This is a genomic window from Mycobacterium sp. (assembly GCF_035499775.1).
Classification (GTDB): Bacteria; Actinomycetota; Actinomycetes; order Mycobacteriales; family Mycobacteriaceae; genus Mycobacterium.
In genome coordinates this window covers 1-6,932 of the sequence record NZ_DATJYB010000409.1, presented here as the reverse complement: position 1 = coordinate 6,932, position 6,932 = coordinate 1, and the positions used below count along the sequence as shown (strand labels likewise).

The 6,932-nt window shown below is 66.0% G+C and carries 5 protein-coding genes and 1 pseudogene; 3 read left to right on the top strand and 3 right to left on the bottom strand.

The window, feature by feature from the left end; translation table 11 throughout:
- Together VML93_RS25300 and VML93_RS25295 are read left to right on the top strand one after the other, a co-directional pair.
- A partial coding sequence (locus VML93_RS25300) for a zinc ribbon domain-containing protein (RefSeq protein ID WP_325615017.1) occupies positions 1–274 on the top strand: 274 nt, incomplete at its 5' end.
- 41 nt (positions 275–315) lie between these two features.
- The gene (locus VML93_RS25295) at positions 316–909 is read left to right on the top strand and encodes a hypothetical protein (protein ID WP_325615016.1); all 594 of its coding nucleotides are present in this window, start codon (positions 316–318) and stop codon (positions 907–909) included.
- 12 nt (positions 910–921) lie between these two features.
- Here VML93_RS25295 and car read toward each other — a convergent pair whose 3' ends face one another.
- A complete protein-coding gene (car, locus tag VML93_RS25290) occupies positions 922–4,470 on the bottom strand; it encodes a carboxylic acid reductase (RefSeq protein ID WP_325615015.1) in 3,549 nt (1,182 codons plus the stop codon).
- 129 nt (positions 4,471–4,599) lie between these two features.
- Complete coding sequence (locus VML93_RS25285) at positions 4,600–5,355, bottom strand: L,D-transpeptidase (RefSeq protein ID WP_325615014.1); 756 nt, start codon at positions 5,353–5,355, stop codon at positions 4,600–4,602.
- A 466-nt stretch (positions 5,356–5,821) separates the two neighbouring features.
- Here VML93_RS25285 and VML93_RS25280 point away from each other — a divergent pair, with 466 nt between their 5' ends.
- Positions 5,822–6,754, top strand: a complete 933-nt coding sequence (locus tag VML93_RS25280; protein ID WP_325615013.1) for a LysR family transcriptional regulator — start codon at positions 5,822–5,824, stop codon at positions 6,752–6,754.
- Here the strand turns inward: VML93_RS25280 and VML93_RS25275 are convergent.
- A pseudogene (locus tag VML93_RS25275) lies at positions 6,738–6,932 on the bottom strand (oxalyl-CoA decarboxylase); the annotation flags it as partial. The gene VML93_RS25280 and the pseudogene VML93_RS25275 sit on opposite strands and share 17 nt — an antisense overlap.

Below are 6,932 nucleotides of genomic sequence, written 5' to 3'. Positions count from 1 at the left end.
AACCTGCCACGTCTGCGGGCATGTGCAGGACATCGGCTGGGACGAACATTGGCAATGCGACGCGTGTTCGGTCACCCACCAGCGTGATGACAACGCCGCGATCAACCTCGCACGCTACGAGGAACCCGTTAGCGTCGTCGGCCCAGTTAGGGCCGCCGTCAAGCGTGGAGCCGACCGTAAGACCGGGCCTCGCCCGGCCGGTGGCCGTGAAGCGCGGAAGGGAACCGGCCCCCCGGCCGGGGAACAACCCCGAGATGGGGTACGAGTCGCGTGACCACTAAAGATCACTCACTCGCAACGGTGGAAGGAATGCCCATGAAGCTTTCTCGGAGAACTATCGTCGGTTGGGCGGTCGTCGCCCTCCTGGTGGGTGCCGTAACCACCGGCTGCGGCCCCGGAGAGAGCAGAGGAACGCTACCGTCCGGGGTCGTAACCAGCCCGCCGGCCCCGCCGTATCCTCCGGTCGGGGACTACACCAATTTGCTGATCAAGGCGGCTGACGTCGGCCCAGATTTCACGGCTTCCGACCCGGTGCAGAATCCTAACGGCGCCCCTGGCGTTCAGCAGATGTTCAGCACTGCGGACAACAGCCGCCGGATCGGCGTTGTGATCCTGCTCGTCAACGAACCCAAGACGGCGGCCGAGGGACTTAAGAACACCCAGAACAACTACGGGAGCAAGGTCACCGGCACGTGGCAGCCAGTCGACAACATCGGCACCGGTGCGGCAATGATTTCCGGGCCTGCGCCGGACAACTCCCAAGCGGTGACGGTGTTGTTGTTCACCGAGGGCAAGGCGCTGGTCAGCATCGAGTTCGACAGCCCCCCCGACGCTCCGACGGATCCCGAGTTCGCGAAGGACATCGGCCGCAAGCAGGACGCCGTGATCAAGGCCAACCTGCCGAACTGATCCGGCCCGGGGCTATACCAGGCCGAGCAACTTCAGATCCGCGACGTACTTGTCGATCAGAGCCGCTGAAAGATGCGGAATGTCTTTGTCCGCACCGATTTTGGCTTCCTGCACCGCTTCGCGGTACACCTCGGTCGGAGCCGGCGCACCGCGCAGCGGCTGCTGCGGCTTCCGGTAGGCGTCCAGCAGCGGCAGCACTGAATGCTGGCGCTGTCCGTCCGGTAAGCCGCGCAGCGCGGTTTCGAAGCGCGCCAGCCATTCGTCGTAGTCGTCGATCCGGTGGATGTCGTTGCCGGCCGCGATCAACCAGTCCACGAACACGTCCAGCGAGACGCCGTCGTCGTGTGGGTTCATCACGTCGAAGGAGCGATACACTCCCTCATCGCCCGCAGCCGCGCCGAGCGTGGTGATCGACTCGGCCACGAAGTCGGCGGGCAGACCGGCGTAGTGGGCTCGCGCCCGATTGCCCTGCGGGTCGGTTTCGAAGAAGGAGCCGGGCGCAATGCCGGTGACCAGCAGGCTCAAGATCAGCCGGGTGAACGCATCGGGCACATTGAGCTGCCCCGCATAGTCGCTGTGGGCCAGGATCATGTCGGACCGGAACACCGCGGCCGGCAAGCCGCACAGGTCGTGTGCCTCGCGCAGCAACACCTCACCGGCCCACTTGCTGTTCGCATAACCGTTGGCGTAGCTGTCGTCGACGGCGCGGACCGGGCTCATGACCCGGATGTCGCCGTCTTCTTCGAACACGGCCGCATCGACGTACATCGCGACCGCCACCGTCGACAGGTAGGTGATCGGCTTGATCCGGCCGCTGATCGCCAACCGGATCAGCTCGGCGGTACCCACGACGTTGGGGCCGAACATCTGGTCGTAGGGCAGCACGTGGTTGACCAGGGCCGCGGCGTGCACGATCAGATCCACCTGCTGGGCCAGCCGCTCCCAAGTCGCCTGATCCAGGCCAAGATTCGGGTCACCGATGTCGCCGGTGATGACCTCGAGGTGATCGGCGGCCAGCGTGCGGAACCGCTCGACCAGTTGCGGATCCCCGCTGTGGAACACTTCCTCCAGCCGCTTGGCACCCGCATCCGCGTCCGTGCCGCGCACGATGCAGATCAGGCGTCCACCGGTTTCGGACAGCCGCTCCAGCCATTCCAGGGTGAGGAAGCGGCCGAGGTAGCCGTTGGCGCCGGTCAGCAAAACCGTCTGCGGCGTGCCGGTGGCCCGCGGCAGCCCCGGCGCGCCGGCCAAGGTCTTCGTGTCGATGAACCTCTCCAGCGTGAGGTCGGCGGCCCGCACCTGCGTTGACCCACGCCCGTGCACCGACGCGAACGTCGGCCGCCTGGAACCGGATTCACGCTCGGCCTCGACGTGTTTGGCCAACACGCGCAGATCGGTCGTCGGGCCGATGATCAGGCCCACCGGCACCTCCACGTCGAAGATGTCCTGCAACAGGTTGGAGAAGGTCAACGCCGACAGCGAATCACCGCCGAGGTCCATGAAATGCGCATCCGGTGCGGGCGTGTCGACCAAGCCCAGCAACGCCTCGGCAGCGTGCGTCAGCGTGTCGATCACCGGTTGGTCGGCCGCCCCTTCGCGCAGCGAGCGCAGCTCGGTCTGCCGGGTGGCGGCCAATTCGGCGTACAGGGCTTCCAGGCGCTCGCCGTAGTGCTCCTTGAGCTTGGGCCGCAATAGCTTGCCCACCCCGGACAGCAGGCCGTTGTCTTCGCTGAACGGCACGGTCTCGACCAGGAAGTCAGCCGGCACTTCGTAGGACTGCAGCTCGGCGAGAATTGCTGTCTGCCGCAGTGATTCGCTCAGGGCGGCCTTGAGTCCCGCGGGATCCTGACCGGCTGCGAACCTGTCCAGCGCATCGGCAGTCGGAACCACGACAGCCAGCAGATAGGGCCGTTCGCTGTTGCCGTAGACGAATATCTGCCGCACCAGAGCCGCGCTGGAGAGCACGGCTTCCAGCCGCGCGACGGCGACGAACTCGCCCTGGGACAGCTTCAGCACGTTGTTGCGCCGGTCGACGTAGGCAAGCCGATCCGGCCCGAGTTCGGCCATCACATCGCCCGTGCGGTAATAGCCGTCGGGATCGAAGGCGTTGGCGGTGACGTCGGGCCGTTTGAAATACCCGGGGGTGGCCGTCTCGGACTTCACCAGCAGCTCGCCCCGCGGGTGTGGCTTGTCGGTGCGGAAGTAGCCCAGTTCGGGAACGTCGACCAGCTTGTAGTCGATCACCGGAGGCTTTTTCAGCACGCCGTCTTTGGTGACCATGCCGACTTCGGTCAGGCCGTAGCCGTCCTGCACGTGCACGTCCAGGCACGACTCGACGAAGGCCTTCATCTCGGCGGCCAGTGGCGCCGTGCCGCAGAAGCTGGTGAGGATGCGCCCACCGAGGACCAGCTCGCGCAGTTCGGCTCGGGCCCACGCCTCGGCCTGTTCGGGCTCTCCAACGTTCAGGCCCAGGGCGACTTCCCGATCAACGGCGCTCTGGTAACGCTGGTAGAGCATCTCGGCTACCCGCGGTACCAGACCCATCTCGGTGGGGCGCACCAGGTTCCAGTCTTCGAACAATGTCGACAGATCGCTTTCCGGCACAAAGTAACTGGTGCCGCCCGCCTGGAACGACGTCGCCAGCGGAAGGCGGCCGCCGAGGTGATTCAGCGGCATGAAGTTGACGTTGAGCACCGGGATGTCTTCCCAGTCGGGCAGCAGCTCGTTGGTCCACACCTTGGCGAGCATCCGCTCGGTGTACATGGCGCCCTTCGGCAATCCGGTGCTGCCGGACGTGTACATGATCATGGCCAGACGTTGGTCGTCCTCGCCGGTGTAAATCGGCTCGGGCGGCAGCGCTCGACCGCGCTCGACGACGTCGCTGAGGATCTCGATCGTCACGGACATGCCCGCGGCCGCCAGCTTCGCAGTAGCGCGCTCCAGGATCTCTCGTTGGTCGTCGACCTGCGGTTGGTAGTCGAAAACCAACAGGCGACGCAACGAGGTGCTACGCAGAGCCGCTTCGACGGCGAGGTCCAGATACCCGGCGCCCGCCGCGAGGACCCGCGGTTCGACTTCTTCGACGATGGGCTGCAGCCGGGACGCGGCGGCGTTGTGCTGCAGCGGTACGGCAACCAGTCCCAGATACCCGCAGACCAGGTCGACGGTCAGGTACTCGGGGCTGGCAAAGCCGACGGTCGCCACGAAGTCTCCCGGCGCCACCGGATCCGTCGCGTCATGCCGCCACGCGGTGGCGATCGCGCGCACGTTGGCCCACAGATCGCGGTAGGTGATGGTGTCGAAGTGTGGCAGTAGTTGCGCGGTGGTGCGGCCGGTCGCGGGGTCCGTCGTCAACGACCGTGCCCGCCAGCCCAGCGCGGGGCGGTCCGCGTAACCCGCCACCAGCGTCTCCATGACCTGTGGCAATCGAAGCCCGGGTTGCCGCGCCGCCTGCCGGATGGCCGCGTCGGGCCGGGCTGCCCGGAATTGCGCGTCGTCGGTGTTCAGCTGCTGTGCGCGTTCGACGACGCGTTCCCGTTGGGTGCCGCTCAGGTCGGTCATGGTCGGCTTCTCTCTGCCAGGTCCCTAAAGATGACTCGTCTAGGGCAAACCGCCTGAGCGGCGCGAGTCTTCCATCCCACCGGTGTGACCGTTAGCACACGGCGGTGAGGGCGGGGTTGCCTGGCGGCGTCAGGCCACCACGTTGATGGGGTCGCCGACGGTCACCATGTCGAAGTACCACGCGGCGTTTTCCGGACTCAGATTGATGCAACCGTGACTGACGTTGGCGTGGCCCTGCGAATCCACCGACCATGGCGCCGAGTGCACGTAAACGCCACTCGAGGTGACACGGACCGCGTAGGAAGCGGTGATTCGGTAGCCGTCGGGCGAACTGAGCGGGATGCCGATGGTCCGCGAGTCCATCACGACGGTGCGCTCCTTGGACATGGCGGAGAAGTTGCCGATCGGGGTCGGGCGACTGGGCTTGCCCATCGACGCCGGCATGGTGCGGAGTGTCTCGCCGTTCCTGCTGACGGTGAAGGTGTGCGCGGAGATGCTGGCCACACCGAGCAGGGCGTCACCCGTCTCGAATCCCGTTCCCAGCGCCTGCACTCCCACCGAGACGTGGGTGTGCGCGGGCCAGTACTGGTTGGGCACCCACTGCACGACGTTGTTCTCGACCCATTCGAAGTGCCCGGTCGTGTTGCCCGGGGAGGTGACGCGGATGGACCGCTCGGCGCCGGCGCGGTCGGTGACCGGCGCGGTGAACGTCACCACAACCGGCTGTGCCACGCCCACCACCGCACCGTCGGTCGGGAAGACGGAAGCAACGCCGGGGACAGGCGCGGGCACCGGAACCGCGGCCACACTGCGGGTGACCGGTCCTACCAGGACGATCGCCGATATCGCGACCATAACGAATAGATGACGAACTGCTCGACGCATGGCCCTCACCCTCCGAGATGGTGCAATCAACACACCGGCATTCTAGTCGGCTCTACCCAGTTGGTTTCCGTAGCAAACATTTCGTTATTAGCCTGGTGCTATGTTAGCGGCCCGTCAGGCCTTGTGTTGGGTCTTGCCGTGATCACCGCTTCTGATCGACGTTGTGGCCGACGGCTCTGTCCGCACCGCCCGAGGCGCCCGAAGGCCGTGGCGTGCCCGCCGTGGTCCGAATGTCGTTGAGCTGGAACATATGTTCCTGCGGCCGGCATCTGTCACACCGAATTTGACCTGTGCCGCCGCGAAAGTAACAGTGCCACAACGCCTGTCGCCGGTGACGACTTCCGGAACTGCCCGGAGATGGCATGGCCGGGGCGGAAACGCTGGATTGGCCGGCCGCGAGGGGTTAGCCTCAGCGAGATCAGGCGCCGCAGACCGCCTTACAAACCCTGTGGACCGAGGAGGTGGGGTGCTCTTCCGTCAACTCGAGTATTTCGTCTCGGTGGCCCACGAGCGGCACTTCGCCCGGGCGGCAGAGAAGTGCTACGTGTCGCAACCCGCGTTGTCCGCCGCGATCGCCAAGCTCGAACGCGAGCTCAACGTCACGCTGATCAACCGCGGACACAGCTTTGAAGGCCTCACCCCGGAAGGGGAGCGGCTGGTCGTGTGGGCCAAGCGGATTCTGGCCGAACACGATGCCTTCAAGGCCGAGGTGCACGCCGTACGGTCCGGGATAACCGGGACGCTGCGGCTGGGCACGGTTCCCACCGCCTCCACGACGGCCTCCCTGGTGCTCTCGGCCTTCTGTTCGGCGCATCCGTTGGTGAAAGTGCAGATCCGCTCCCGGCTGGCCGCGAGCGAGCTGTACCGGCGGCTACGCGAGTTCGAGCTGGACGCGGCCATCGTCCACCATGCGCCCGAAGACTCCCACGACGTCGACCTGCTACCCCTGTACGACGAGCACTACGTCCTGCTGTCGCCGTCGGACATGTTGGCCCCCGGTGCATCCACGATGGCGTGGGCGGATGTCGCGCAACTCCCGCTGGCGTTGCTGACCGCCGATATGCGAGACCGACAGATCATTGACGAGGCCTTCGCCAGCCACGACATCAAGGTCACCCCGCAGGTCGAGACTGATTCGGTCGCTTCGCTTTTCGCCCAGGTTTCCACCGGAAACTGGGCGTGCATCGTGCCGCACACCTGGCTGTGGACGACGCCGATGACGGGCGAGATCCGCGCGGTCGAAATGGTCGATCCTGTCGTGAAAGCCGAGATCGGCCTGGCCACAAAGGCTTCCGGGCCGGGATCTCCCGTTGCGCGCGCGCTGAAGGAATCCGCGCAACAGCTGACGCTCGACGAGTTCTTCGAGGCCCAACTGGTGGGACTCACCCGCCGGCGCTGACTGGAGCCGGGGTGGCCGCGCTGGTCGGGTTCAGGCTCGCCAGGTGACCGCTTTCCACGCCGGCGGCCGGGTCGAGTACGCAGTCGATGATCGACGGCCCGTTCGACGCGATTGCCGCAGCAAGTGCCGACCGCACTTCGGCAGGTGTGGTGACGTGATATCCCTTGCCGCCAAACGC